Here is a 25,454-nt window from a genome sequence, read left to right on the forward strand (position 1 = left end):
TCTATATTCCCCTCCAATCAAAACCTTATTTTCATAGTCTTTATTACTATTACCCATTCACAAAAAAAAACAGCGTCAAATAAAAAATCATTTTAATATTTTTCCCCATGCAAATAGTAGTAACTTGACTACTATAGCATTATAAACCTCTCTCGTCAGCTATTCAAAAGAAAAGGATCGAAAAATCGGCCCCAAAAAAAATTTTTTTTCAAACTGCAGCAGGAAGAAGAATGTTTACCTTCGTCCCAATTCCTTCTTTACTTTCAATCGCAATTGTTCCATTATTTTTTTCAATCAACTGCTTTGCAATCGATAACCCCAATCCAGTCCCTCCATTTTCTCGGCTTCGGGCCTTATCAATTCGGTAGAAACGATTAAACACCTCTGACACATGTTCGGAAGGTATCCCGATTCCGTGGTCAATAACGGATAATAAGACTTTTTTATCGACCCGATGGCAGGAAATCTGAATGGTTCGATTATCCTTCGAATACTTAATGGAATTATCTAGTAATATGATTAACACTTGCTGCAAATGTTGTTCTGACAAAAGGACTTGCGGCAGTCCAGGTTCGAGTTCCATTATAAATTGGAAATCCGGATGTACGACCTCAAGATTTTTGACTACTCTTTGTATAACAACAGGGATATTTGCCTTTTCACCACTTAAACTTCGCTGGTTTCCTGCTCTCGTTAATTCAAGTAAATCCACAACAAGCTTTTTTAATCGAGCCAGCTCCTGAAGAGATGCCTGTAAGGATTCATCCAGAATAGCGGGGTCTTTTTTCCCCCAGCGATTTAATAAAGATAAATGCCCCTCTAAAATAGAAACAGGAGTCCTTAGTTCATGAGATGCATCCTCAACAAATTGTTTTTGTTGCAGGAAGGATGTTTCAATTTCATCCATCATTTCATTAAAAACATTTGTAAGTTCTGTTAATTCATCATTTTGTTTATATACTTCCATTCGTCCCTGAAACCCATTTTCTTTAATTCTTTTCATCGCACCTGTTAAATCACGGACAGGAGTCAGGAGCTGTCTAGCTAGGAAAAATCCACTGATGGCACTAAATAAAATGGCTGCCATCCCAAAAATGGTCATTACCCAGAAAAAATGGTCCATCATTTTTTGATAGTTGTTTAATTGACGGACAATTTCAATGGTTCCTTCAAAATTTGAACCTTTTATCGGAGACCTCGCAACAATGGCTTCTTTTCCCTCAGCCGAAATTTTTTCAATCAAGGAAGATTTTATTGGAGTCGGCTCCAAAACGGTGAAATTACCATTCTTATCAGAAACGACTACTTCTCCTTTTTGGTCATAGACCCGGATTAGTTGGTCCTTATCATTCATTTTTCGTAAAAAATCTCTACTATTTTTTATATCTTCGCGTGTTAATGAGTCTGCTTTTTCCTTGAAATATGTTTTTAAATCAGTGATTGTCCGATTTACAGCAATTTCTTCCCGGTTCATCATCCATTTTGAAACCGTATGATATTCCAAAAAACTAAATAAAAAGAAAGTAAAAAAAATAGCTGTAGAACCGCTTAGGACGAGCTTGTTTTGCCATGAAGGCTTGTTTAAATAAAATTTAAGTTTTTTGATCATCTCATAACATATCCCGTACCGCGAACTGTTTGGATATAGCTTCCCTCATGATCATCATCAATTTTTGTACGTAAATATCGGACATAGACATCAACAACATTTGTCTCGACACCGGTATTATAGCCCCAAACCTTATTTAAAAGAACTTCCCTTGTCAAGACGATATTGATATTGCTCATAAAAATCACCAGCAAATCATATTCCCGTTTCGTCAAATTAATAACCTTATCACCTTTCCTGACAACACAGGATTCAATTTCAACAGTGAGATCTTTAAAGGTTAAAATAGTTAAGCCAGCGGAAGTTAAGGCTTCCGTTCTTCTGAGCACAGACCTGAGACGCGCCAGCAGTTCTTCAATTGCAAAAGGTTTGATTAAATAATCATCTGCACCGCTGTCCAACCCGGAAACACGATCAAGGACACTGTCCCTCGCTGTAATCATAATAATCGGCAGGGTTTTATTTGTTTGCCTGATTCTGCGGCATACTTCCACTCCATTTAATTCAGGCAGCATTAAATCCAGCAGGATGGCATCCCAATTTTCAGACAAAGCGGCCTGCAAACCGCTCCGTCCGTCAGAACAAACCATGGTTTCATAACCCTCATACTTTAATTCAAGCTCGATAAACCTTGATAAATTTTTTTCATCTTCAATGATTAAAATTCTTGGCATCTATTCCACGCTCGCATATAAATTTGACATATACTTTTATTTTAACTGATGTTTATCTTGAAGAAAATTCATGACTGCATGCACAATCTCAATTGATTGGAAAGACATGAGGGAAAGTGCACTTAAAGAAAAGAATCCTACAATTAATAGTCGTACCCACATGTTACACCCCTCCTTTTTAATCGAATTAACGAATGAATGATCAATGGCAGGAATGGTCAATAGTCAATACGCTTATAAATGGAACATCTATTCCTATCATACCTTTAGAAATTTAAAGCATAATGAAAGGAAAATGAGAATTTGCTAATAAAATAATCATTCCCTCTATAAATAACAGAAAAACACATGCCTTTATAGCATGTGCAATAGTGGGAACTCTCATTTTGGTTAAGCGGCTACTTAGCAGCATAACTAACCGCCAAAGCAAGAATGATATAAATTGTACCGATCAAATTGTTATGTCCCCGATTCTTATCCATACAAGTTCATCATAAAGCAGCAAATAGAAGGTTTGATGAAAAAAACATTAAGATTAGATTAGAAAAGAGGCTCCATCGCTTTCTTTCCTTTGAAGGTGAGAGTATCAAGATGAGTGATGATCCGATCCGCTGCTTCGTCCGGATTTTCAGCGGGAATATCGATAAAATCGCCTTCATATTCATAACGCTTATGGTCATACCTTGGATCATAATAATGTTCCAATAAAGCTTGAATTAATTTGGGATAATCATGGTTTTTTAAAGCATCAATAAGTCCATTTTTAGTATCTGCATTCGTCACACGACGCAGTACTTTATCAAGACCTTCTTGAATCTTTTCATCGTACCATGGTTCATCCTTATACGGAGTAACATATTCGTCGATCAAGAGATTTATCCTCTGTTCGATTGGAGAATGAATATAAAAATTGATACCTTGACGTTTTTTCTCCATTAATTCTTCGGGTTGTACCGCTTTTCCAATTCGTTTGCTTTCGGCCTCAATTAAGAAATACGAAGACCCTTTTATTTCCTTTAGCCCTTTATAAAGCAACGAATCGAATGTTTTTTGATTATGCCCATCACTAAGTCCAATCGTTCCAAAAATGGAACCGCGATGCCCCGCCATTTCTTCAAGGTCAAGGACAGGATAACCTTTCCTGTTTAAATTTTTTAGAATGACGGTTTTACCGACTCCGGTTAATCCATGTAAAACAACTGCTTTTTCAGGAAACATCGTTGGGATTTGACTGAGAATAAATTGGCGAAATGCTTTATAGCCACCGACTAATCGCCAAGAGTAAATTCCTGAAAACTCCAAAAAAGTGACAACAGCATTGCTGCGCATTCCACCCCGCCAGCAGTTAATGATTAATTCATCACCGTTCGAAGCTAAATCTTTTATTTTGTGAAGCATTTCAGGAATCTTTGGAGAAACGAATTCCATTGCTCTCCATTTTGCGACTGCCTGTCCTTCTTGCTTATAAACAGTACCGATAACAGCCCGCTCTTCATCAGTAAATAACGGGACATTAATCGCTCCTGGAATAGCACCATCCTTAAATTCAATTGGTGAGCGGACATCAATGATGACAGGATTTTTTAATTTAGAAAAGTCTTCAGCATGAATTTCCTTCATTTATTTCCACTCCTTTATTTTAAATTCTATTTGAAAAACACACGGTAAAAAAAACAAACTTCCAGGTCTGGAAGTTTTCGGGCGCATAGCCTTGCTGTTAAATAATTCGGATACCTACTTATTATATATAATTCATATAACACAATCAAGATAACGGTAATTACTGTTATTTTCTCACAAGAAAAGTCTACTCCGTAGAGCAGACTTTTTGACTAGATTTTAGATTCAAGTTTTAATACGGACATAAGCGTTTCTAATTCTGCCAAGTTGTTTTGATTTAACAAATCAACAATTTTACTACCGACAATCACTCCATCGCAGTATGGAGTAATTTCTTTTATTTGCGTTTCATTTGATATTCCAAATCCAGCTAGAACAGGGATTGGACTGTTTTCCTTGATCGTGTGTAAGAACTGATTCAAATCTTGATTGTACTCATTTCTTGTTCCGGTTATTCCCTTTACCGTTACGGCATATAGGAAGCCATTGCCCTTTGATGAAATGGCCTTTATACGGTCAATTGGAGTGGTTAACGTAACAAGCCGAATCAGCTCAATTTTAGCGTCCTCTAAATAGGGCGTAATGATTTCTTCTTCCTCTACAGGTAAATCAGGAATAATACATCCGTCCACCCCCGCCACTTTTACATCCTCTACAAACTTAGCTATTCCGTATGCGTAGATTGGATTTAAGTAGGTCATCATAACAATAGGGACTGAAATCTGTGCTCTTGCTTTAGCAATCTCTGCAATGATCCCCTTTAATGTCGTACCATTTGCTAGCGCTCTAATCCCCGCCTGCTGTATCGTGGGACCATCTGCAACAGGATCGGAAAAAGGAACTCCTACTTCAATTGCCGTAGCACCCAATTTTTCTAGGGTAATAAGGCGGTCACAAAGGACCTCCAGGCCGCCGTCCCCTGCCATTATATAAGGAACAAACGCTTTCCTTTTCTGCTTGTTTAATTCATTAAATGTTTGTGTAATTCGATTCATTTTTCCCTTCCCCCTTTTAACCTTACTCTGACAGCATCAACATCCTTATCCCCACGCCCTGACAAGCAAACAACCAGATGTTCTGATTCTTTCATTTCAGCAGCAAGTTTAACTGAAAATGCAACTGCATGAGAGCTTTCTAATGCAGGGATAATTCCCTCTAGTTTTGATAAAAGCTGGAATGCATCAAGGGCCTCTTGGTCGGTAATCGAGTTGTAAATTGCACGGCCGCTTTCATGTAAATAGCTATGTTCCGGCCCAATTCCAGGATAGTCAAGACCTGCAGAAATCGAGTGAGCTTCGATAATTTGTCCGTCATCATCCTGTAATAGATACATAAGTGCACCATGTAATACGCCGGGACTTCCGCTTGTTAATGAAGCAGCATGAAAACCGGTTTCAATCCCCTGACCTGCGGCTTCAACTCCATACAATTTAACTTCTTCATTTTCAATAAATGGATAAAACATTCCCATGGCATTGCTTCCACCTCCAATACAGGCAACCACTGCCTCCGGAAGTTTACCTTCTTTTTCAAAAAATTGCTGTTTCGTTTCCTTTCCAATCACGCTTTGAAAATCACGAACAATCATCGGGAACGGGTGCGGACCTGATACAGAGCCTAACAGATAGTGAGTATCGTCAACATTCGCCACCCAGTAGCGAAGCGCCTCATTTACCGCATCCTTTAAGGTTGAACTTCCAGTCGTCACACTGACTACCTTTGCACCCAGTAATTCCATACGATATACATTTAGTGCCTGGCGTTTGATATCCTCCGCTCCCATAAAAATAATACAATCAAGATTTAGCAGTGCACATACCGTTGCCGTCGCTACTCCATGCTGGCCGGCACCTGTTTCCGCAACAATTTTTCGTTTGCCCATTCGAACTGCTAAAAGAGCCTGGCCAATCGCATTGTTAATTTTGTGGGCTCCTGTATGATTTAAATCTTCTCTTTTTAGATAGATTTTTGCACCGCCAGCATATTTCGTTAGACTTTCAGCAAAATAGAGCGGTGTCTCCCTGCCGACATAATCCTTTAAAAGCTGATTAATCTCTTCCTGAAAAGATGGATCCCCTTTTGCAATTTTATAGGCTTCTTCTAGTTCCGTAACAGCCTTCATTAGTGTTTCCGGGACAAATCTTCCGCCAAAAATGCCGAAGTGTCCTTTTTCGTTTGGTAATGTATAACTTGTCATACTATTGTCCTCCTCGTAAGGCTTCCCTTTGCCTTTTCAATAAATAGTTTAATTTTTTGAAGATCTTTCTTTCCGTCTGTTTCGACTCCGCTTGAAACATCAACCATATCAGGCTGGATGGTTTGGATTGCTTCCTCCACATTCTCCTGATGCAATCCACCGGCTAAAATAATTTTCTTTTCCTTAAGAATATCAAGATTAATGTTTTTCCAATTAAAAGCTATTCCATTTCCCCCCCGGTACTTTCCTTTTGGTCCATCAAGCAGGAGGTATTCACACGGATAATTTTTAATCTCCTCGAGGGTTTCGTCCGTTTCAATACTTGCGGCCTTTATTACCGGTAATGTCAATCTTTCACTTAACGATGCTGCTTCATCACCGTGTAATTGGATATGTGTTAATCCAGTGAAGTTAGCAATCTTCTCTATTCCTTCCAAGGTTTCATTGACAAACACTCCGACCTTCATAACTTCAGAAGGCAGTTTTTCAATGATGTCCTTTGCCTTCTCAAGTTCTACTTTTCGTTTACTCTCTGCAAAAACGAAGCCAATTGCATCTGCACCATAGGCTACAGCAGCTAGTGCAGTGTCAGCGTCACGAATTCCGCATATTTTCACCTTCATTGCTCCACACCTCGTGCAAGAGGAAGACGAAAATTAACCAATGATTGATTTACATCTGTGCTGACCATTAATGCTTCCCCGACTAGAATACCGTTCGCACCTGCTTTTCTAACTCTAACAACATCTTCGATTGAATGGATGCCGCTTTCACTGATAAGGAACGCTCCACTTTCTTTAACGAGTGCTGCCAAGTTTTCTGTTACTTCAAGAGACACATTAAAAGTCTTTAAATCCCTATTATTAACTCCAATAAGTTTTACACCTAATTTTAGGGCGGTTTGCAACTCCTCCAGGTTATGGACTTCTACTAAGATTTCTAATCCGAGGCTTGTTGCATATTGATGAAGTTGCATTAGTTTGTTCTCATCCAGTGCAGCAACAATTAATAAAATGATGTCAGCCCCATTTGCGGCAGCATGATCAATTTGAACTGGATCAATCATGAAATCCTTACAAAGGATCGGCAGTTCTACTGCTTCCCTTACTGATTTCAAGTCCGAAAAGGCACCTTGAAAGAAAGTTTGATCGGTTAAAACCGAGATGGCAGAGGCGCCGGAACGTTCGTATTGCCTCGCCTGTTCTGCTGGAGTAAGTGCTTGGTTGATGATGCCTTTTGACGGTGAAGCACGTTTAAATTCTGCTATAATTGAAATTTCCTCCGCCTTCTCTAGCTTACGAATGAAAGATTTTCTATCCTCTAAAAAGGGAGGAAGGTTTGGTCTCGACTCTTGAAGAATCGGAAGCTCCTGTTTTTTTTGTTCAATAATCCGGTCTAATATCGTTCCCATTTAGATTGCCTCCCTCTGCCCTGTTGCAGTTTTCTCAATTAATTGTTGAAGTTTCTCGTAAGCGGCGCCTGAATCTATTACCTCTCTAGCTTGATTGATGCCGTCCTGAATGGAGACAGCCTTTCCAGTTGTATAGATTCCAAGGCCAGCGTTCAATAATACTGTATCCCGGTAAGCCCCTTTTTCCCCTTTTAGTACTCGCACTAAGATTTCGGCATTTTCCCTCGAGTCTCCGCCCTTTATCTCGCTGTTATCATAATGTGGAAGCCCAACTTCCTCTGGTGAAAAAGTAAATTTTGTGATCTTGCCATTTTCTAAAATACTTAAATGATTTTCGCCCTGTAAGGATGCTTCGTCCATATACCCGGCACCATTTAAGACAATTGCCCGCTTCCGGCCCAGTTTGTGCAGCACTTCCGCAAACACCGGCAGCAAGTCGCGTCGGTAAACCCCTAATAATTGAAAATCTAAATCAATCGGATTGGTTAGTGGTCCAATAAAGTTAAACACCGTTGGAATTCTTAACTGCTTACGAACCAGCCCAATTTTTTTAAGTTTTGGATGGACATTTGGGGCAAACAAAAAAGCAATGCCCACCTCATCTATCACTTCTTCGATTCGTTCTGGTGCTAAATCTAAATTGATTCCGAGCTTCTCCAGAACATCCGCACTTCCTGTTTTGCTAGAAATACTTCTATTTCCATGCTTGGCAACCGGTATTCCCGCTCCGGCAATTACAAAAGCAGAGGTGGTACTAACATTAAAACTTGATGATCCGTCGCCTCCTGTCCCACAATTATCCAGAACATTCGGAAACTTCTTTTTAAAGCTTAGGGTATTTTCCTTCAATGCCCTTACAATACCGGTGATTTCTTCCACTGTTTCTCCTTTTGACTTTAACCCCATTAAAAAGGCGGCAATCTCACTTTCTGATACTTCCTCACAGAGGATATTGTCAATTGCTTCTTTCATTTCGTTTTCAGTGAACGATTTTTTTTCAGCTAATTGGAGTAAATAATTTTTCATTACGATTCATCCTTTCTATGTCATTTAAGAAATTTTTAAGGATTCCTTTTCCAGTTGGTGTCCCAATTGATTCAGGGTGGAACTGAAGCCCATACACCGGATAGTGCCTGTGCTTAATCGCCATTATCTCTTGGTCATCCATCGAAATTGCAACCGATTCAAATTCTTCTGGAAGACTATTTTTTTCAATCACTAACGAGTGATAGCGCATCACCTCTAATGGGGATGATAAGTATTCAAATAGCCCACAGCTGCTATGTGTGATAAAAGACGTTTTCCCATGCTTAATTGAATCAGCCCGTGTAATATTTGCCCCAAAAGCATAACCAATCGCCTGATGTCCAAGGCAAATACCTAAAATAGGAACCTTTTGATAAAACTCCTTAATTACTTCGATGCAAATCCCGGCATCCTCCGGTCTGCCAGGCCCGGGTGAAAGAATAATGGTTTTAGGATTTAACTCCTTCAGCTGCTCTATTGTAAGTTGATTATTACGAATGACAGTTGCTTTTTCCCCCAATTCACCAAGATATTGGTAAAGGTTAAATGTAAAAGAATCAAAATTATCGATTAGTACAATCATTTTTCACCCTCCAAAAATGATTTCAATTTATTTACAGTCTCCTCGTATTCGGACTCAGGATTAGAGTCGTGAACGATGCCTGCGCCGGCCTGAATATAGGCATTTCCCTCTTTCAAAATCATCGTCCTAATTGCTAAGGCAAAATCCATATTACCGTTTGCGGAAAGATATCCGATCGCTCCGGAATAAAGACCGCGCTTCGATTCTTCTAAGGAATTTATGATTTCCATTGCTCTAATTTTGGGTGCCCCTGAAACTGTTCCAGCCGGCAGGCATGCTGCCAATGCATCAAGAGCTTCGTTTTGGGAAGTTAATTGTCCACTGATTTCTGAAACCAAATGGATGACATGGCGAAATTTTTCAACAGCCATATATTTATCAACTGTAACAGTTCCAAATTCGCAAACCCTGCCAAGATCATTTCTTCCAAGATCGACAAGCATTTTATGTTCAGCTAATTCTTTTTCATCTGCCAACAGTTCTTTTTCAATTAATTGATCATCTTCAGGACTTGTTCCTCTTCTTTTTGTCCCGGCAATCGGATTTGCGATCACCTGTTTTCCTCTAACCTTAATCAAACTTTCCGGCGAAGAACCAATGACCGTGTATGGTTCAAAATCAATATAAAACATATAAGGAGTCGGATTATTCGCACGATGTTTACGGTATACGGATAATGGCGTTCCCTGAAATGCTGACTTCATCCGCCTTGAAAGGACAACCTGAAAAATATCTCCGGCAAGGATATGTTCCTTTGCCTTTTTCACATTATTGATAAAAGTCTCCTTCGTTGTCTCTGACTCATAACCGTTAAACTGGCAGGGTTCCTCTTCAAGAAAATAATCAGGTTGTTTTAACTCTTCAACTCTTTCCATAATTCTTTTTTCAATTTGAACCGGATCAGATTCCTCTAAAATCGGCAAGCCGCAAACCGTTACTTTTTCCTGAAGGTGATCAAAGACAATTAATTCTTCGTAAAACATCAAATGGACATCAGGCATATTTAAGCTATTTTCTAAGCTTGGGCCAATATCTTCATACTGCCGGACGATATCATAGCCAACATACCCGACAGCCCCCCCGATAAATGGAAAAGGAGTATCATTCATTTCCATTTTTGGGAGCAGTCTTTTTAAAATCTCTAAGGGATTTCCTTGAAGGATTGTTTCTTCGCCATTGCGTTTTATTAATTGAGCTTGATTACCTGTTGCAATTAATTCCAGTGCAGGATCCGCTCCAATAAAGGAATAACGTCCGGAGTCATTATATTTATGGGAACTCTCTAATAAAAATTTCTTTCTGCCGCTTATTTTTTTTAATATAGAGATCGGTGTCAGGGTGTCTCCTTTTAGTTCCTGAACCAAAAAGTTACTTTTTGTTTTCATTCCATTGCGCTCCTTTCAAAATAAAAAAAATCGCCCTCTATGGATGCATTTTAAAATTTCATGCATCCATAGAGGGCGATTCTTAAACCGCGGTGCCACCTCCGTTTGAAACAGGTTCACAACCTGTCTCCTCTTTCAGATACAGGACATATTCGTCCGATATCCTATCCTTATAACGGTGGAACTCCGTGCAGTCCTACTGATCTAAGAAAGCATTTTCGCTTCCAGCGTTCAAACTGCATCTCGCAAGTCCATTCCACAAATTTCCTCTTACCGGGCTCTCACCCTCCCCGGCTCTCTGGAAAGAATCAAAAATGTGTACTCCTCTTGCTTAACGATTTTCAATATTAATTTTTTCAAAACAAAAAGGGCCTCCCATCCAAAAAGGACGAGAGACCCGTGGTGCCACCTTCATTAGCTAAAAAATTAGCTCACTTTACCGATATCGAAGCAGGTTGAAAACTGCTTGAATATCTGTCTCATGTAACGATGAGATTTCCGCCAAAGCCTACTACGCCATTTTGGGGTTCGGTTTGGGGCTCAGAAGTCCATTCACCATTACGTATTCACTGATTCGCACCATCCATCAGCTCTCTAAAGAATCCGTAAAAGTTACTACTCTTCATCAATGCCGTATCAATCTTTATTAATTGTTTTTAATGATAATCACTTTCCAACCGTTTGTCAACCATCAATTTTGGAATTTTCGAAATTGAATCGCTGGTCTAATTCCATTTAAAGGATTTTGGGTCCCTAATTATTTTGGGTCAAATAAGCCAATATTAACAGTAGCACATTATGAAGGCGGGATAGAAGGGTAATGGAACATATCGAGCAAATTTGCCCAAGTCCACGGGCAGTGAAAAAAAAATCATCATCATCCGGGAAAAAAAAGTCCGGTGAAATATCGAAGCAAAAGTGGGCCATTGTTTCTCTTTCCTCCATTCCATTGGTGATGACATTAGGGAATTCCATGTTAATACCTGTTTTGCCTGCAATGGAAAAAAAATTAAATATTTCTTCGTTTCAAACGAGTATGGTTATAACGGTTTACTCAATCGTTGCCATTTTTTTAATACCTGTCGCAGGTTACTTGTCCGATCACATCGGCAGAAAAAAAGTCATTATTCCCAGCCTCATCATTGCTGGTATTGGCGGAATAATTTCAGGATGGGCCGCTTGGAAATTTGACAATGCGTATTGGCTCATCTTACTTGGGCGCTCCCTGCAAGGGGTTGGTGCTGCAGGTGCAGCACCTATTGTCATGCCACTAGTAGGAGACATGTTTAAAAATGACGATGACGTCAGCAGCTGCCTCGGGCTGATTGAAACATCCAATACCTTTGGGAAGGTGTTAAGCCCGATTTTGGGAGCTTTTTTAGCCGGTTTCATCTGGTTTTTACCATTTTTCTCTTTTCCGGTATTTTGCGGGATTTCCGTGATTCTAATGATATTTTTAGTTAAGTGTCCTAAATCAACTCAAAAACCAATTCCGTTTAAACAATTTTTCCAAAATGTAAAGAAAACCTTTACCCAGGAAGGAAAGTGGTTATATGCCATTTTCTTTATTGGCGGAATCTTAATGCTTATTCTATTTGGAATTCTGTTTTATCTTTCGGAAATTTTCGAAAAAGAATATGGGATTCACGACTTGAAAAAAGGGTTCTTTTTAGCATTACCACTTGGCGCCCTTTGCTTATCATCTTTTATTTCAGGAAAAATCATTAAAGAAAATAAAGTTTTAATGAAATGGTTAACGTTTGGCGGAATTGTGGCTGCAGCTTTGTCCATTGCCGCTCTTTGGTTCTCGATAAAGTTATGGTTCATGATTACTATGTTTTTAATTAGCGGAGTAGGAATTGGAGCCGGGCTTCCTTGTTTGGATGCTTTAATTACCGAAGGAATTGAGAAAAAAGAACGTGGAACAATTACTTCGATTTATAATTCGATGAGATTTATTGGGGTGGCTGTCGGTCCTCCACTGATCGCCTTGCTCATGAAGCAGTCCAATCATTGGATTTTTATTTTGCTAAGCGGGCTAAGCATCATTGCTGCAATTGTTGCTTTAATGGCGATTAAGCCGGAGGCGGAGGGGCAGAAATAACCTTGAAGGCCAGCGGTTATATTTTCATATGAGTTTTGTCTGAAGGCCATATCTTTTTGAGTCTTGGGTAGTTTTGGCCTTCATAGACTTGATGAAGGCCATATCTTTTTGTTCATGTATAGTTTTGGCCTTCATGGACTTGATGAAGGCCATATCTTTTTGTTCATGTATAGTTTTGGCCTTCATGGACTTGATGAAGGCCATATCTTTTTGTTCATGTATAGTTTTGGCCTTCATGGATTTGATGAAGGCCATATCTTTTTGTTCATGTATAGTTTTGGCCTTCATGGACTTGATGAAGGCCATATCTTTTTGTTCATGTATAGTTTTGGCCTTCATGGACTTGATGAAGGCCATATCTTTTTGTTCATGTATAGTTTTGGCCTTCATGGATTTGATGAAGGCCATATCTTTTTGTTCATGTATAGTTTTGGCCTTCATGGACTTGATGAAGGCCATATCTTTTTGTTCATGTATAGTTTTGGCCTTCATGGACTTGATGAAGGCCATATCTTTTTGTTCATGTATAGTTTTGGCCTTCATGGATAGGATGAAAGCCTAATCTTTTAATTTCAAGTATAGTTTTGGCCTTCAAAGATAGGATGAAAGCCTAATCTTTTGATTTCATGTATAGTTTTGGTCTTCATGGATAAGAGGAAAGCCTAATCTTTTAATTTCATGTATAGTTTTGGCCTTCATGGATAGGATGAAAGCCTAATCTTTTAATTTCATGTATAGTTTTGGCCTTCATGGATAGGATGAAAGCCTAATCCTTTAATTTCATGTATAGTTTTGCCCTTCATGGACTTGATGAAGGCCATATCTTTTGGCTTCCTCTGTAGTTTTAGCCCTCATGGACACCATGAAGGCTATATCTTTTGGCTTCCTCTGTAGTTTTAGCCCTCATGGACACCATGAAGGCTATATCTTTTGGCTTCCTCTGTAGTTTTAGCCCTCATGGACACCATGAAGGCTATATCTTTTGGCTTCCTCTGTAGTTTTAGCCTTCACTGACAGGTTGAAAGCCGCATCTTATGGTTTCCTGTCTAGTTTTGGTGTTCATGTCAGTATATTCGAAATTATATCTTTGATTTTTTGAAGATATTCCCATTATTTATCATTTAATCGAGGCTTGGTCGGGTCACAGTTTGGTTTATCCACATTTGTTGATTCCGCCAATTTCATAAGGTAGTAACATTCTTCCCTAAACATATGGTCAGCCATTAACGGAGAGAATGTACCTAAAGCCTGGGCGCTTAATTCGAGTTCTTCAATTTCTTGAAGGAAGTTTTGAAATAACTTAATTTCTAATGTTACATCTGAATTTAATTTTTCTAAGGCCGGAAAATTGGTGAGTTGTGTTCTTAGAAAGCCCGTCATTTCAACTGCCTTTAGGTAAAAATCTTCAAAATGCTTTGTATAAGAATCACTTTTTTCTTTTAACGTTTTTTCCACACTATCCAGGTTGGAGGAAATCGCGCTCGCATGCCCTGCAGCATCCAATATCCATACGAGATGATGGTGCAGTTCGTGGAAGATAGGGGGGATTTCTTGGGACTTTAAATGTTTTAAGACCCGAACATATTCTTCAAGTTCATTTACCATGTGATTTAGAAAAGATGGCGATAAATGGATCTTTATTTTACTGGTTAGATGTCTTTTGATTAAATTCAGCTTAAAGTCGCGCAGCCTAAGGGTTTCAGTTTCTGCTTTATCAGTTAATTGGTTAATATCCGCGGATTTAGCTTGTTCAAGAAGATTATCAAAAGAATGAATAAATTCTGATGCAATTTGAATCTCATTTTTTTCTACAGGAGCTAATGCTTCGTGGATAAATCGGGAATGATCACCTAATATTTGCAGCCAAAACCGATGCTCGAATCTGGCGGTTCTCTCAAAAACATCGTTCATTTCTTCTCCCCCTTATTAAAAATCCAATTAAAAGTTTATTCGAATTCCCAGAAAAAAATGTTAACAAAATATTCATTTATTTTTTTATACGATCATGAATTTTTTTATAGAATGAACTTAGGTTTTAAAAGAGAGGATGTGGTTATATGCCTTTTAAGGCAAGAGTAGAATCGGAGGATTTGAAAAGATTTAAGATTTTAGATCAACGTATGTTACTTACCGCAGATGAAAAGAAGTATTATAAAGCACTTTTAAAAGGTTATGAAGGTGAAGTACAGTTTGATTCTTTAACCGAAAAGCTGCAAAGTGATTCATTTATTTTAAACGATTTAGTGCTTGAAGTGAACCACACAAAATTTCAAATTGATTCTACTATCATTTTTCAAAATACTTATCATTTTTTTGAGGTTAAGAATTATGAAGGTGATTATATTTACGACCCTGAAAACTTCAAAAGTGGTTCAGGAAAACCTATTCAAAATCCGCTGGATCAACTAAAACGAAGCAAAACCCTAATCCGCCAGCTTCTACAAAATCTCGGATATAATTTACAAGTTGAAGGACACGTAATTTTTATAAACCCCGAATTCACCTTATTAAATGCCCCTTATGACTTATCGTTTATATATCCATCCCAGCTAAATCGTTTTTTGAAGAAATTAGATATGAAACCATCACGGCTAAATAATATTCATATTAAGCTAGCGAATCAATTGGTCGCCTTGCATCAAAGTAAGGTATCCATGATTAAATTACCCACTTATGAATATGACCAACTTAAAAAAGGATTGAATTGCAAGGGATGTGACTCATTTTCAGTGTCTGTACAGGGGAAAAAGCAAATTTGCAATGAGTGTGGGTATGTTGAAATGATATCAACAGCTGTTTTGCGAAGCGTAGAGGAATATAAGCTTCTTTTTCCAAATTGGAAAATCAACTCAAATATAATCTTTGATTGGTGTGGAGGTGCTATTTCTAAGAGGAGAATTGGCAGGACCCTTGGAAAAAGTCTTAAAATTGTTGGAGTTCATCAATGGGCAGTTTATGAGTAAGAAAATTGCATACTCCATCTGACATCTCATTATGAGTGCTTACCGTGGTGGTTATTTAGGGGGATTGACCAATTGAAGGATAATTTTATCTGCTACCAAAAAAGTTAGGCCTACACTACCTTTATGAAACCCTTTTCCTTAAGGTAACTTTTGACTTTTGGTCTTCATCCCCCCTTTGATGACCTTTTCCATCAAGAACCTTTTGACTTTTGGTCTTCATCCCCCTTTGAAGACCTTTTCCATCAAGAACCTTTTGACTTTTGGCCTTCATCCCCCCTTTGATGACCTTTTCCTTCAAGAACCTTTTGACTTTTGGCCTTCATCCCTCTTATGAAGACCTTTTCCACCATGTACTCTCAGACTTTTGGTCTTCATCCCCCCTTTGATGACCCTTTCCATCAAGAACCTTTTGACTTTTGGCCTTCATCCTTCTTATGAAGACCTTTTCCACCATGTACTCTCAGACTTTTGGTCTTCATCCCTCTTATGAAGACCTTTTCCACCATGTACTCTCAGACTTTTGGTCTTCATCCCTCTTATGAAGACCTTTTCCACCATGTACCCTCAGACTTTTGGCCTTCATCCCCCCTTTGAAGACCTTTTCCATCAAAAACCTTTTGACTTTTGGCCTTCATCCTTCTTATGAAGACCTTTTCCATCATGTCCCCTCAGACTTTAGGCCTTCATCCCTCCCATGAAGACCTTTTCCACCATGTACCCTCAGACTTTTGGCCTTCATTCCTCCTATGAAGACCATTCTCCATCTGTCACCTAAAAAATTTTGGCCCCCGTGCTCATATGAACACAATTCCACTGAACAACGAAACAAACAGCAAAAAAACCGGCAGCACCCCGCTGCCGGCTCAACATTCACTATTCAGACTTCACAGGCTTCTTAAGAATCCCAAGTAACACAGCCGTCACAACCGCACCAACAAAGATTGCTAATGCGTACTGAAGAGCCCCGCCTTCAACTAATGGAACAACGAAGATCCCGCCATGTGGTGCACGAAGACCGATTCCAAACGCCATAGACATCGCACCTGATATTGCTGAACCAACCATCACAGATGGAATCACGCGAAGCGGGTCTGCTGCTGCAAACGGAATCGCTCCTTCCGTAATGAAAGATAGACCCATTACATAACAAGCCTTACCCGCATCACGGTCCTCCTTATTAAACTTCTTCTTAAATAATGTCGTTGCTATCGCGATACCAAGTGGTGGCACCATTCCGGCTGCCATAATCGCTGCCATTGGCTCATAGACACCATTCGCTAGTAACCCGGTACCAAATACATAGGCTGCTTTATTGATCGGGCCACCCATATCAAACGACATCATCAAACCTAACACAATTCCTAGTAAAATAGCATTTCCTGTTCCAAGACCTGTTAACCAATGAGTAATTTCTTTATTTAACCAGGTAACCGGATGGTTGACTGCAAAGAGCATGATAAATCCGGTAATCCCTATCCCAAATAAAGGATAGAGCAGAATACTTTTAATTCCTTCCAATGACTGTGGAAGACCAGCAAATACCTTTTTCAAAAGAACCACAACATAACCCGCAAGGAAACCAGCAATCATCCCGCCAAGGAAACCGGCGCCGCTTGATGCTGCCATCATACCGCCAACCATACCAGGTGCAAATCCAGGACGATCGGCAATGCTAAGTGCAATAAAACCAGCCAAAACAGGTACAATTAAACCAAATGCATTTCCACCGCCGATGGTCATCAATGCTTCGGCAATTTTATTATAGGATGGATCATCTGGTTTAAACGAGTTATAGCCAAACATAAAACAGATAGCGATTAAAATACCGCCCCCGACAACAAATGGAAGCATGTTGGAAACACCATTCATTAAATGCTTATAGAAGCCTTTTCTACCACTTGAATCGGCACCGCTATTCTCACTTTTGCCGCCATTCCCCGAATATACTGGTGCATCCTGCTTTAAAGCACGCTCAATCAAATTTTGCGGCTTGCGTATACCATCGGCAACGGCCGTCTGAATCACATGCTTACCATTAAATCTTTCCATTTCTACATTGATATCAGCAGCAATAATAACAGCTACGGCATTCTCAATTTCCTCTTTTGTTAAAACATTCTTCGCTCCACCGGAACCATTGGTTTCAACCTTGATGTCAACACCCATTTCCGCTGCCTTAGCTTTTAAAGAATCAGCTGCCATATAAGTGTGGGCAATCCCCGTGGGGCATCCCGTAACCGCTACAATGGCATTCTTTTTATTTGACACATCTTGTTCTTCTTCATCTTCCTGGTCATAAAAATTAATAACCTCAAGGACATCATCAGCAGAAACAGCATGAAGTAACTTTTCACGTACTTCCTGTTTCATTAATAAACCTGAAAGACGTGCAAGTGCTTCAAGGTGAGTATTATTAGCGCCCTCTGGTGCTGCAATCATAAAAAACAAATGAGCTGGCTGTCCATCTAATGATTGATAATCTACACCCGAAGTGGATTTACCAAAAACAATGGCTGCTTCTCTTACTGCTTTTACTTTTGCATGAGGAATCGCAATTCCGTCTCCAATACCCGTTGTACTCTGCTCTTCACGTTTTAGAATGGCTGCTTTAAACTCTTCACGGTTCGTAATTTTATTGGCCTTAAATAGCACATCAACGAGCTGGTCGATAGCGTCTTCTTTCCCCTGGCCATCTATATTTAAAAGAATAGTATTCTTTGTGAGCAATTCTGTAATTTTCATGGCTTCTCCTCCTAATTAACCTCTCTAATTTTTACCTGCTCAAGGAGTTCTTCAATTAAATCTTTTGTACACAAGCCGAGTGAAAAGGCGGTTGCGCTGCCTGCGGCAACACTATATTGAAATGCCTTTTTCACACTAGAAGTTTTTTGATATTCAGCCAAAAAGCCTGCCACCATTGAATCTCCGGCACCAACTGAATTTTTCACCACGCCTTTTGGCACATCGGCAATGAGGGCCATTTCGTTATTTATAAAAACAGCCCCTTCACCCGCAAGTGAAACAATCACGTTTTTAGCCCCCATATCAATTAACTTCTTTCCAAATGGGATGACGTCTTCACAGCTTGAAAGAGTAGTTTGAAATAAATCGCCAAGCTCGTGATGGTTTGGTTTAATTAAAAATGGATGGTAAGGAAGAACTTTTTTTAACAAGTCGCCCTCAGCGTCAACAACAAATTTAGCCTTACTTTCCTTACAAATCCTTACCAACTCTTCATATGTGGTCACTGGCATTGTCGAAGGAATGCTTCCCGCTAGGACCAAAAGATCATTTTCAGTTAAATGGTTAATTTTCTCCTTTAGCTCTCTGAAATTCTCTTCGGAAATCCTCGGACCGTTCGCATTGATTTCGGTCTCCTCGCCAGTTTTCAACTTAATATTGATTCGAGTATCTTCGTTAACTTTGATAAAATCCGTTTCTATTTTTTCATTTTGCAGGTATTCTTCAATGTATCTTCCGGTAAAACCACCGTTGAAGCCTAATGCCCTGCTCGTTAAACCTAATTGGCTTAAAACCCTTGAAACATTGATTCCCTTACCGCCAGGAAACTTTGTTTCCATTATTGTTCGATTCAGCTCTCCTAACTGAATGCTTTCGAGTTGAACGATATAATCAACTGAAGGGTTTAAGGTTAATGTATATATCATGCTGTCACGACCTTTATTGTAGTTCTATTTTTATATTGTGTTTGGGTTTCATCGTCAAGAGCATTGGTTATCACCACAGCCTCCGAAATATCGGCTATTTTTGCAAAGGCAACTTCCGAAAACTTGGAGTCGTCTGCTAAGACGTATGCTTCTCTAGAAAGAGAAATCGCTTTATGTTTCACCATTGCCTCTTCTTGATCTGGTGTTGTAAAACCAAACTGAGAATGGATTCCATTTACTCCCATAAAGCATTTATCGAACCGATAAAGGTCAAGACTTGCTAATGCTCCCCGGCCGATAATCGCGTTTGTGTTCAGTTTTGCAAATCCCCCAATTAAATAGGTTGGAATTCCTTTATTTAGTAATGGCGTTAAATGAGTTAGACCATTTGTAACGACAACAATGTCAGTTAGATTTAAGAATTCTACCATTTCAAGAACTGTTGACCCCGCATCAAGATAAATACAGTCGCCTTTTTCTACCAAACTTGCAGCATATTGGGCGATTCTCCGTTTTTCTTGAAGGTTTTTGGCTGATTTTTCAATCATGCTCGGTTCTTGTAGCTTTCCTTGCAGTCTTGATGCACCGCCATGAATTCTTTTTAAATGTTTTTCCTTCTCTAATTGTGATAAATCGCGTCGGATTGTTGACTCAGATGTATTGGTAAGGTCCACAATCTCCTGGATTTTAACGATATTCTGTTCCTTTAAAAGTTGTAAAATCAGTCGATGACGTTCAGGTGTTAACAAGTCATCACCACCTATAATTATTGTTCTTGATTCTATATTACTGAAACCGATTGCAAAAATCAATCATTTTCTTTCAAAATCAATCATATTTTGAATGGGATTGAATGATTTCGAAAGAAACAATCGTTGTTTTGCAAATAACTAGATGAAAATAAAATATTGTGGTATAATTTTTGATGTTAAAGGGATAGTGCGGGTGTAGTTCAATGGTAGAACTTCAGCTTCCCAAGCTGGCGGTGCGGGTTCGATTCCCGTCACCCGCTCCAAAATGGAGAAGTACCCAAGTGGTTATAAGGGGGCGCACTCGAAATGCGCTAGGACGGGCAACCGTTGCGTGAGTTCGAATCTCATCTTCTCCTCCATACATATTGTTTCAATAAACACTTTAAAATAAAGTGTTTTTTTTAATAATCACGGAATCTTAGTTCTATAAAAAATTGTGTATAATAAGAAAGAGTTTATACATAAGTAAAGGATGATAAATTTGAACATTACTGGGCATACAGTTGAAAAACTTGAAGATCCATTTGGTCTGCTTTCAGGCGATCGCTATGAGTTTTTCCTTCAACTAGAAATTGATGAAGAGGATGAACTTTATTCGGAAAAAGGAATTGGCTTAAGGGTAATCTTTGTAATGGATGAAAATGGGGAGAAAATCACGAATTATCATTTTTACGAAAGAGGAACAGAGAAAGTTCTCGATTTTGCCTTAGAAGAAGACGAAGAAGATTTAATTATCGCCTACTGCAAAGAAAATATTGGGGAATAATAAAAAGCAGGGGCGAAAACCCCTGCTTTTTATATTTACATAAAGTTTTTACTATGGTTATGAATAACCTGTAATTCTCTAGTAGCCTGTTTCATTTCACTTTTACAAATTGGGCAGAGCGGTACTTCACTGCTTTTAAAATTGTCGCGAATCCAGCATTTACAATTTTCTGAAGTACATTCCCAAACTTTTGTTTCTTCTAATTTTACTTCCACATCATTTCTTCTGCCGAAAGCCAAAATTCTTCACTCCTTGCGCTTATTATCGTCCAAAAAATTCCCAAATAAAAAAGCCATAGAGCAAAATCAAAAACATGCATCCTTGTATTCTATTCCTAATCAAAAGGATTTAGAATCAAGATATAGATAAAAAGGTGATGCATTTCACGAGCATCACCTTTTATTTAAAAGATTAAACTGTTTTAACGTTGGCTGCTTGTGGTCCACGAGCACCTTCAACAATTTCAAAAGAAACCGATTGGCCTTCTTCTAAAGTTTTGAAACCTTCAGTTTGAATTGCAGAAAAGTGAACGAATACGTCTTGACCGCCTTCAGCTTCAATAAATCCAAAACCTTTTTCTGCATTAAACCATTTAACTTTACCGTTATTCATGGATCTTACCCCCAACATATTGTTCACTTTTAAGTTGATTTTACATTTAAATATAGAAAAGCCATAACCTCACAAATTGGGGCAAGGCAATAGACATCACCCACATGTTCGTGTAGTTACGACTACTTAATCCAATAAATATTTAACGAACTTAAAGCGTAATTTAATAGTATACTATATTCCTTTAAAAGTCAAATTTTATAAAAGTACATGTCATTTATTTCCCCTTAGAAAAACCTCCATGAACTGAACAACAAACTTTTGAAAATTAGCATCTAAGCCGATTTGGTCAAGAGATTCAATTGGTTCTGGATCAGGTTTTGGACGAAAATCTGCAATACTTTTCCCTTTTGCCGGACCAGTTTCCTCTACCCTCACTCTACGAGGAATGTACTGGACAAAATCAGGATTGACTAAAGCCATAAGCGGAACCACATCATGAAGTGGTGCCCCTTTAATACCAGGAACATTTTTTTGATAAGCATGATAATAATAATCAAATGCTGGTTTTAATAGGGGCCGAAACGGTGTTGGGCTATTTTCTGATAGAAAATGAATCACTTCCGGCGTGATAATTGCACGATTGGTAATATTTAGGGGAAATAAGTAAACATTATGGGCTTTTTCCATTACAGAATTGGCCGCGATTGGGTCAACATAAAAATTAGCCTCTGCTTCAGCTGTTATGTTACCCGGCACTAAAAAAGCCCCTCCCATTATATAAAAAGCTGTCACGTCTTTTAGCGCATTGTTCCCATATAAAATAAACATCAATGCCAGCTCTGTCAGCCTTCCTACAGAGACAATCACGATATTCCCGCTATATTGCTTAATGATTTCTAAAATTTTATTAAAATCATATACCTTTATATTTTTGATATTGTCAGGAGGTTTTATAGGGCCTAAACCTTCCTTTCCATGAATCTCGGGGTAAAATTGGACTGGTTCTCCTGATAATGGGCCGGCGCTCCCAGCGACTATCGGGATATCCTCTCTTCCTGCTAAATTTAACAAATAAGCAGTATTCCTAATCGAAATATCTTTTGGAGTATTTCCATAGCCGCTGACAATCCCGACAAGATTAATTTCCGGATTTAGCAGGGCATACATAATTGCAAACGAGTCATCGATTCCAGGATCAGTAATCATCAGGACATGAACCATTATTTCACCCCTTTTCTATCTATTGTATTCCCCTCTACCTGTCTTACATGAAAAAAACCGATTTGACCTGCATTCAAATCGGCAATTTCTCCTTATGCTTCTTTTTTCACCCTTGAAACAGTCTTTTTCTTTGGGGCAGCAGCTTTTTTCTTTGGTGCTGGGGCTTTTTCCGGTTTAGTGCGATCGATTGATGCCTGCAAGGCTGCCATTAAATCGGTAACGTTTGATGGAGACTCTTTGGCAGCAGGCGTCACCACAGTTTCTTTTTCCATTCGTTTGGACTCAATCAATTCTAATAGGGCTGTTCGGTATTCATCTGTATATTTTTCCGGAGTAAAATCGGTTGTTAATTGATCAATGAGCATAATGGCGGTGTCCAATTCCTTTTTCGTGACTTTATCCTCTGAAGGAACGCTAGGGACATCACTTGCATTTCGGACCTCATCAGGATAGTGAATGGTTTCCATAACCAAAGTATTTTCATACACCCTTATCACGGCCATTTGCTCCTTCGAGCGAATCACGATTTTAGCCAGTCCAACCTTTCCGGTTTCTTGAAGGGCTTTACGTAATAACGAGTAAGCTTTACCGCCTCCTTCATTTGGAGACATATAATAACTGCGATCAAAATAAATGGGATCAATTTGTTCCATTTTGACAAAATCAATAATTTCAACCGCTTTATCTTCGTTTTCTTTTCGTAATTTTTCAAGGTCATCATTGTCCAAGACAACAAATTTCCCCTTTGTGTATTCATAGGCTTTGACAATATCCTCAGGTTTGACCTCTTCTTCGCAAACCGTACAAATTTTTTCATACCTGATGGGAGCATGACACTTATTATGAAGAGTCCGAAGCTTAATATCCTTATCCTCTGTTGCCGTATGGAGCTTTATGGGAATATTCACGAGCCCAAAGCTGATACTTCCCTTCCACATCGTATGCATATACTGATTCTCCATTCTTTTTACTTTTATTTTGCTAAACGGACAAACCTGTCATTCCTATAAACAACTGGAAAAGGATGAAGAGAGTCTTTTTGAAACAAAATAAGGCTAAAAAGAAGGGACCATTACAGATGAAACCGATGCTTCCAAGTCTGACTTTTGATCGTCCTGTCCATCCTGATTGGCTGTACGAGGTGAAATATGATGGATTCCGTGCACTATTGGAATGGAATACAAAGGGGATAACTTTAACAAGCAGAAATGGCAAGCCCCTCATTCCACAATTCCCGGAAATAGAAGAATTTTTATTACAATATCAACGTGAATTTGAGCCCTTTTTACCACTGCAGCTTGATGGGGAGCTTGTGTTATTGGAAAATCCGTGCAAAGCTAATTTTTCTGGAATACAAGTACGCGGACGGTTAAAGTCAGAAAAGAAAATTAGCGAACAGGCACAAAATGCACCGTGCCAGCTGATGATATTTGATGCACTTCAACTTTCAGGGAAGCCCCTTCATGCGGAGCCTTTTACGAAACGAAAAAAAGAACTAATAAAATTGTTTGAGAAGCTCCACTTTAATCAAGAGGCTGATCCTTACTCCAAACAGTTAGTGCAGTTCGTTAAAGCCTATGAAGATTTTGAGATGCTTTGGGAAAAAGTTGTTCTTTTTGATGGCGAAGGAATTGTCGCTAAGCAGCAAAACAGTCTCTGGGAAGAAGGAAAGCGTTCCTCCCAGTGGCTGAAGTATAAAAATTGGAAATATGTGAGCTGTTTTATCACCTCTTTAGAAAAAACAAATGGGTACTTTTACGTGGGAGTCTATCAGGACAAAAAGATTCATCCGATTGGTCAGGTCCTTTTTGGGTTTAAACCGGAGGAGAAGCAGGCTCTTCAACAAACAATTAAACAAAATAAAATAAAGGAAGATGAACAGTTTATTTATGTAGAACCAGCCATTTGCCTTGAAGTAAAATATTTAGAGTTATATGATGGACAGCTCCGCGAGCCGCATTTTGACCGGTTCCGCTTTGACTTAGAGCCTGCAGATTGTACCAATGACCGGTTTTTATTTCAACAGAAAAATCTTCCTGAGGACTTAGACATTTCACATCCGGATAAACCTCTTTGGAATCAACTAAACATTCAAAAGGCAGATTTTATTCTTTACTTAAGAGAAATATCACCCTATATGCTGCCCTTTTTGGAAAACCGGCTCTTGACGGTTATTCGCTACCCGCACGGAATGTTCGGGGAACCTTTTTACCAAAAAAATTGTCCCGATTATGCTCCCGAATTTGTGGAAACCTTTAAACATGAAAATATTGACTATATCCTTTGTAATCATCTTAAAACACTAATCTGGCTTGGGAATCAATTGGCCATTGAATTTCATATTCCGTTTCAAACCATTTACAGCAGAGGGCCAAGTGAAATCGTCTTTGATTTAGATCCACCGTCAAAGGATGATTTTCATTTAGCGGTAAAAGCCGCTTTACTTATCAAGGAAGTCCTCGATCAATTGAACTTGATTGGCTTTATTAAAACCTCAGGAAATAAGGGATTACAAATTTACCTTCCTTTACCTGAAAATACGTTTACCTATGATGATACAAGGCTGTTCACAAGCTTTATTGCCGACTACTTAATATCACGTGACCCTGATTCGTTTACAATCGAGCGAATGAAAAAGAACCGCGGGAATCGCTTATATGTGGACTATATCCAGCATGGTGAAGGGAAAACGATTGTTGCCCCTTATTCGATGAGGGGAAATGAACATGGCGGTGTAGCCACACCACTTTATTGGGATGAAGTTAATGAGAAGCTTGAATCGGCACAATTTACAATGAAAAACGCCTTAACCCGGGTTCGGAAACAAGGGGACCCGTTTCGAACCTATTTTTCTACAAAATCAGTCCAGCCCTTTGCACCTGTTCTCGAAGTTCTAAAGTATAATAAAAAAGGATAAGGA

At 38.9% G+C, this 25,454-nt stretch carries 25 protein-coding genes, 2 tRNA genes and 2 other annotated features; of the genes, 7 read left to right on the top strand and 20 right to left on the bottom strand.

Features of this window, described 5'->3' with window-relative positions; genetic code table 11:
• Positions 1 to 208 precede the first annotated feature (208 nt).
• The 11 genes from RCG21_RS23565 to trpE all read right to left on the bottom strand — a co-directional run bounded on the left by RCG21_RS23565 (position 209) and on the right by trpE (position 10,505).
• On the bottom strand, positions 209 to 1,609 hold the full coding sequence (locus tag RCG21_RS23565; protein ID WP_133338036.1) for a HAMP domain-containing sensor histidine kinase: 1,401 nt from the start codon (positions 1,607 to 1,609) through the stop codon (positions 209 to 211).
• Complete coding sequence (locus tag RCG21_RS23570; RefSeq protein WP_026576557.1) at positions 1,606 to 2,283, bottom strand: response regulator transcription factor; 678 nt, start codon at positions 2,281 to 2,283, stop codon at positions 1,606 to 1,608. The genes RCG21_RS23565 and RCG21_RS23570 overlap by 4 nt, the downstream gene beginning before the upstream one ends.
• 36 nt (positions 2,284 to 2,319) lie before the next feature.
• Positions 2,320 to 2,445 carry a hypothetical protein gene (locus RCG21_RS23575; protein WP_268884128.1) on the bottom strand — a complete coding sequence of 42 codons (126 nt, stop codon included), beginning with the start codon at positions 2,443 to 2,445 and terminating at the stop codon, positions 2,320 to 2,322.
• A gap of 378 nt (positions 2,446 to 2,823) precedes the next feature.
• Positions 2,824 to 3,903, bottom strand: coding sequence for a tRNA 2-selenouridine(34) synthase MnmH (mnmH, locus tag RCG21_RS23580; protein WP_133338038.1), 1,080 nt, complete (start codon positions 3,901 to 3,903; stop codon positions 2,824 to 2,826).
• 212 nt (positions 3,904 to 4,115) lie between these two features.
• Complete coding sequence (trpA, locus tag RCG21_RS23585) at positions 4,116 to 4,898, bottom strand: tryptophan synthase subunit alpha (protein WP_133338040.1); 783 nt, start codon at positions 4,896 to 4,898, stop codon at positions 4,116 to 4,118.
• The gene (gene trpB / locus RCG21_RS23590) at positions 4,895 to 6,100 is read right to left on the bottom strand and encodes a tryptophan synthase subunit beta (RefSeq protein WP_308913852.1); all 1,206 of its coding nucleotides are present in this window, start codon (positions 6,098 to 6,100) and stop codon (positions 4,895 to 4,897) included. Before trpB ends, trpA begins: the two co-directional genes overlap by 4 nt.
• On the bottom strand, positions 6,097 to 6,723 hold the full coding sequence (locus tag RCG21_RS23595) for a phosphoribosylanthranilate isomerase (protein WP_133338044.1): 627 nt from the start codon (positions 6,721 to 6,723) through the stop codon (positions 6,097 to 6,099). The genes trpB and RCG21_RS23595 overlap by 4 nt, the downstream gene beginning before the upstream one ends.
• Positions 6,720 to 7,511, bottom strand: a complete 792-nt coding sequence (gene trpC, locus RCG21_RS23600; RefSeq protein WP_133338046.1) for an indole-3-glycerol phosphate synthase TrpC — start codon at positions 7,509 to 7,511, stop codon at positions 6,720 to 6,722. The genes RCG21_RS23595 and trpC overlap by 4 nt, the downstream gene beginning before the upstream one ends.
• Entirely contained in the window at positions 7,512 to 8,537 is a 1,026-nt protein-coding gene (gene trpD / locus RCG21_RS23605) for an anthranilate phosphoribosyltransferase (RefSeq protein WP_133338048.1), read from the bottom strand.
• The gene (locus tag RCG21_RS23610; protein WP_308913853.1) at positions 8,509 to 9,120 is read right to left on the bottom strand and encodes an anthranilate synthase component II; all 612 of its coding nucleotides are present in this window, start codon (positions 9,118 to 9,120) and stop codon (positions 8,509 to 8,511) included. Before RCG21_RS23610 ends, trpD begins: the two co-directional genes overlap by 29 nt.
• Positions 9,117 to 10,505, bottom strand: a complete 1,389-nt coding sequence (gene trpE / locus RCG21_RS23615) for an anthranilate synthase component I (protein WP_133338052.1) — start codon at positions 10,503 to 10,505, stop codon at positions 9,117 to 9,119. Before trpE ends, RCG21_RS23610 begins: the two co-directional genes overlap by 4 nt.
• 68 nt (positions 10,506 to 10,573) lie before the next feature.
• Positions 10,574 to 10,849: a binding site (T-box leader), on the bottom strand.
• A 37-nt stretch (positions 10,850 to 10,886) separates the two neighbouring features.
• Positions 10,887 to 11,143, bottom strand: a binding site (T-box leader).
• Positions 11,144 to 11,325: 182 nt separating this feature from the next.
• Here trpE and bcbE point away from each other — a divergent pair.
• Positions 11,326 to 12,609 (top strand): bacillibactin exporter BcbE, encoded by a 1,284-nt coding sequence (gene bcbE, locus RCG21_RS23620; protein ID WP_133338054.1) that lies wholly within the window; start codon positions 11,326 to 11,328, stop codon positions 12,607 to 12,609.
• Between the two features lie 108 nt (positions 12,610 to 12,717).
• Positions 12,718 to 13,158 (top strand): hypothetical protein, encoded by a 441-nt coding sequence (locus tag RCG21_RS23625; RefSeq protein ID WP_308913854.1) that lies wholly within the window; start codon positions 12,718 to 12,720, stop codon positions 13,156 to 13,158.
• A 561-nt stretch (positions 13,159 to 13,719) separates the two neighbouring features.
• On the opposite strand, the gene RCG21_RS23630 is transcribed toward RCG21_RS23625, so the two are convergent.
• Complete coding sequence (locus RCG21_RS23630) at positions 13,720 to 14,520, bottom strand: DUF2935 domain-containing protein (protein WP_133336183.1); 801 nt, start codon at positions 14,518 to 14,520, stop codon at positions 13,720 to 13,722.
• A 146-nt stretch (positions 14,521 to 14,666) separates the two neighbouring features.
• Here RCG21_RS23630 and RCG21_RS23635 point away from each other — a divergent pair, with 146 nt between their 5' ends.
• Positions 14,667 to 15,572 carry a nuclease-related domain-containing protein gene (locus RCG21_RS23635; RefSeq protein WP_133336181.1) on the top strand — a complete coding sequence of 302 codons (906 nt, stop codon included), beginning with the start codon at positions 14,667 to 14,669 and terminating at the stop codon, positions 15,570 to 15,572.
• 121 nt (positions 15,573 to 15,693) lie between these two features.
• On the opposite strand, the gene RCG21_RS23640 is transcribed toward RCG21_RS23635, so the two are convergent.
• The 4 genes from RCG21_RS23640 to RCG21_RS23655 all read right to left on the bottom strand — a co-directional run bounded on the left by RCG21_RS23640 (position 15,694) and on the right by RCG21_RS23655 (position 19,989).
• A complete protein-coding gene (locus RCG21_RS23640) occupies positions 15,694 to 15,843 on the bottom strand; it encodes a hypothetical protein (RefSeq protein WP_165976305.1) in 150 nt (49 codons plus the stop codon).
• Between the two features lie 602 nt (positions 15,844 to 16,445).
• Entirely contained in the window at positions 16,446 to 18,314 is a 1,869-nt protein-coding gene (locus RCG21_RS23645; RefSeq protein WP_133336179.1) for a PTS fructose transporter subunit IIABC, read from the bottom strand.
• An 11-nt stretch (positions 18,315 to 18,325) separates the two neighbouring features.
• Entirely contained in the window at positions 18,326 to 19,240 is a 915-nt protein-coding gene (gene pfkB, locus RCG21_RS23650) for a 1-phosphofructokinase (protein WP_133336177.1), read from the bottom strand.
• Positions 19,237 to 19,989, bottom strand: a complete 753-nt coding sequence (locus RCG21_RS23655) for a DeoR/GlpR family DNA-binding transcription regulator (protein ID WP_133336175.1) — start codon at positions 19,987 to 19,989, stop codon at positions 19,237 to 19,239. The genes pfkB and RCG21_RS23655 overlap by 4 nt, the downstream gene beginning before the upstream one ends.
• Positions 19,990 to 20,181: 192 nt before the next feature.
• Between RCG21_RS23655 and RCG21_RS23660 the strand changes: the two genes are divergently transcribed.
• From RCG21_RS23660 to RCG21_RS23670, 3 genes are all read left to right on the top strand, one after another.
• A tRNA-Gly gene (locus RCG21_RS23660) sits at positions 20,182 to 20,255 on the top strand.
• A 4-nt stretch (positions 20,256 to 20,259) separates the two neighbouring features.
• A tRNA-Ser gene (locus RCG21_RS23665) sits at positions 20,260 to 20,351 on the top strand.
• A 113-nt stretch (positions 20,352 to 20,464) separates the two neighbouring features.
• On the top strand, positions 20,465 to 20,758 hold the full coding sequence (locus RCG21_RS23670; protein WP_133336173.1) for a DUF6509 family protein: 294 nt from the start codon (positions 20,465 to 20,467) through the stop codon (positions 20,756 to 20,758).
• Between the two features lie 35 nt (positions 20,759 to 20,793).
• Here the strand turns inward: RCG21_RS23670 and RCG21_RS23675 are convergent, their stop codons facing one another.
• The 4 genes from RCG21_RS23675 to ku all read right to left on the bottom strand — a co-directional run bounded on the left by RCG21_RS23675 (position 20,794) and on the right by ku (position 23,481).
• Positions 20,794 to 20,997, bottom strand: coding sequence for a cold-shock protein (locus RCG21_RS23675; protein ID WP_026576573.1), 204 nt, complete (start codon positions 20,995 to 20,997; stop codon positions 20,794 to 20,796).
• Between the two features lie 172 nt (positions 20,998 to 21,169).
• On the bottom strand, positions 21,170 to 21,370 hold the full coding sequence (locus tag RCG21_RS23680; RefSeq protein WP_026576574.1) for a cold-shock protein: 201 nt from the start codon (positions 21,368 to 21,370) through the stop codon (positions 21,170 to 21,172).
• Positions 21,371 to 21,583: 213 nt separating this feature from the next.
• Positions 21,584 to 22,534 (bottom strand): nucleoside hydrolase, encoded by a 951-nt coding sequence (locus tag RCG21_RS23685; RefSeq protein ID WP_133336171.1) that lies wholly within the window; start codon positions 22,532 to 22,534, stop codon positions 21,584 to 21,586.
• Between the two features lie 92 nt (positions 22,535 to 22,626).
• The gene (gene ku, locus RCG21_RS23690; RefSeq protein WP_308913855.1) at positions 22,627 to 23,481 is read right to left on the bottom strand and encodes a non-homologous end joining protein Ku; all 855 of its coding nucleotides are present in this window, start codon (positions 23,479 to 23,481) and stop codon (positions 22,627 to 22,629) included.
• A 131-nt stretch (positions 23,482 to 23,612) separates the two neighbouring features.
• On the opposite strand from ku, the gene RCG21_RS23695 reads away from it, so the two are divergent.
• Positions 23,613 to 25,451 (top strand): DNA ligase D, encoded by a 1,839-nt coding sequence (locus RCG21_RS23695; protein WP_133336216.1) that lies wholly within the window; start codon positions 23,613 to 23,615, stop codon positions 25,449 to 25,451.
• Positions 25,452 to 25,454 lie beyond the last annotated feature (3 nt).

It is taken from the genome of Bacillus salipaludis (assembly GCF_030938565.1).
GTDB lineage: Bacteria > Bacillota > Bacilli > Bacillales > Cytobacillaceae > Neobacillus > Neobacillus salipaludis_A.

Bases quoted from the DNA above. Each gene is read 5' to 3' on its own strand.
- RCG21_RS23565 (WP_133338036.1), bottom strand. From the start codon at position 1,609: ATGATCAAAAAACTTAAATTTTATTTAAACAAGCCTTCATGGCAAAAC.
- RCG21_RS23570 (WP_026576557.1), bottom strand. From the start codon at position 2,283: ATGCCAAGAATTTTAATCATTGAAGATGAAAAAAATTTATCAAGGTTT.
- RCG21_RS23575 (WP_268884128.1), bottom strand. From the start codon at position 2,445: ATGTGGGTACGACTATTAATTGTAGGATTCTTTTCTTTAAGTGCACTT.
- mnmH (WP_133338038.1), bottom strand. From the start codon at position 3,903: ATGAAGGAAATTCATGCTGAAGACTTTTCTAAATTAAAAAATCCTGTC.
- trpA (WP_133338040.1), bottom strand. From the start codon at position 4,898: ATGAATCGAATTACACAAACATTTAATGAATTAAACAAGCAGAAAAGG.
- trpB (WP_308913852.1), bottom strand. From the start codon at position 6,100: ATGACAAGTTATACATTACCAAACGAAAAAGGACACTTCGGCATTTTT.
- RCG21_RS23595 (WP_133338044.1), bottom strand. From the start codon at position 6,723: ATGAAGGTGAAAATATGCGGAATTCGTGACGCTGACACTGCACTAGCT.
- trpC (WP_133338046.1), bottom strand. From the start codon at position 7,511: ATGGGAACGATATTAGACCGGATTATTGAACAAAAAAAACAGGAGCTT.
- trpD (WP_133338048.1), bottom strand. From the start codon at position 8,537: ATGAAAAATTATTTACTCCAATTAGCTGAAAAAAAATCGTTCACTGAA.
- RCG21_RS23610 (WP_308913853.1), bottom strand. From the start codon at position 9,120: ATGATTGTACTAATCGATAATTTTGATTCTTTTACATTTAACCTTTAC.
- trpE (WP_133338052.1), bottom strand. From the start codon at position 10,505: ATGAAAACAAAAAGTAACTTTTTGGTTCAGGAACTAAAAGGAGACACC.
- bcbE (WP_133338054.1), top strand. From the start codon at position 11,326: ATGGAACATATCGAGCAAATTTGCCCAAGTCCACGGGCAGTGAAAAAA.
- RCG21_RS23630 (WP_133336183.1), bottom strand. From the start codon at position 14,520: ATGAACGATGTTTTTGAGAGAACCGCCAGATTCGAGCATCGGTTTTGG.
- RCG21_RS23635 (WP_133336181.1), top strand. From the start codon at position 14,667: ATGCCTTTTAAGGCAAGAGTAGAATCGGAGGATTTGAAAAGATTTAAG.
- RCG21_RS23640 (WP_165976305.1), bottom strand. From the start codon at position 15,843: ATGAAGGCCAAAAGTCAAAAGGTTCTTGATGGAAAAGGTCTTCAAAGG.
- RCG21_RS23645 (WP_133336179.1), bottom strand. From the start codon at position 18,314: ATGAAAATTACAGAATTGCTCACAAAGAATACTATTCTTTTAAATATA.
- pfkB (WP_133336177.1), bottom strand. From the start codon at position 19,240: ATGATATATACATTAACCTTAAACCCTTCAGTTGATTATATCGTTCAA.
- RCG21_RS23670 (WP_133336173.1), top strand. From the start codon at position 20,465: ATGATAAATTTGAACATTACTGGGCATACAGTTGAAAAACTTGAAGAT.
- RCG21_RS23680 (WP_026576574.1), bottom strand. From the start codon at position 21,370: ATGAATAACGGTAAAGTTAAATGGTTTAATGCAGAAAAAGGTTTTGGA.
- RCG21_RS23685 (WP_133336171.1), bottom strand. From the start codon at position 22,534: ATGGTTCATGTCCTGATGATTACTGATCCTGGAATCGATGACTCGTTT.
- ku (WP_308913855.1), bottom strand. From the start codon at position 23,481: ATGCATACGATGTGGAAGGGAAGTATCAGCTTTGGGCTCGTGAATATT.
- RCG21_RS23695 (WP_133336216.1), top strand. From the start codon at position 23,613: ATGAAACCGATGCTTCCAAGTCTGACTTTTGATCGTCCTGTCCATCCT.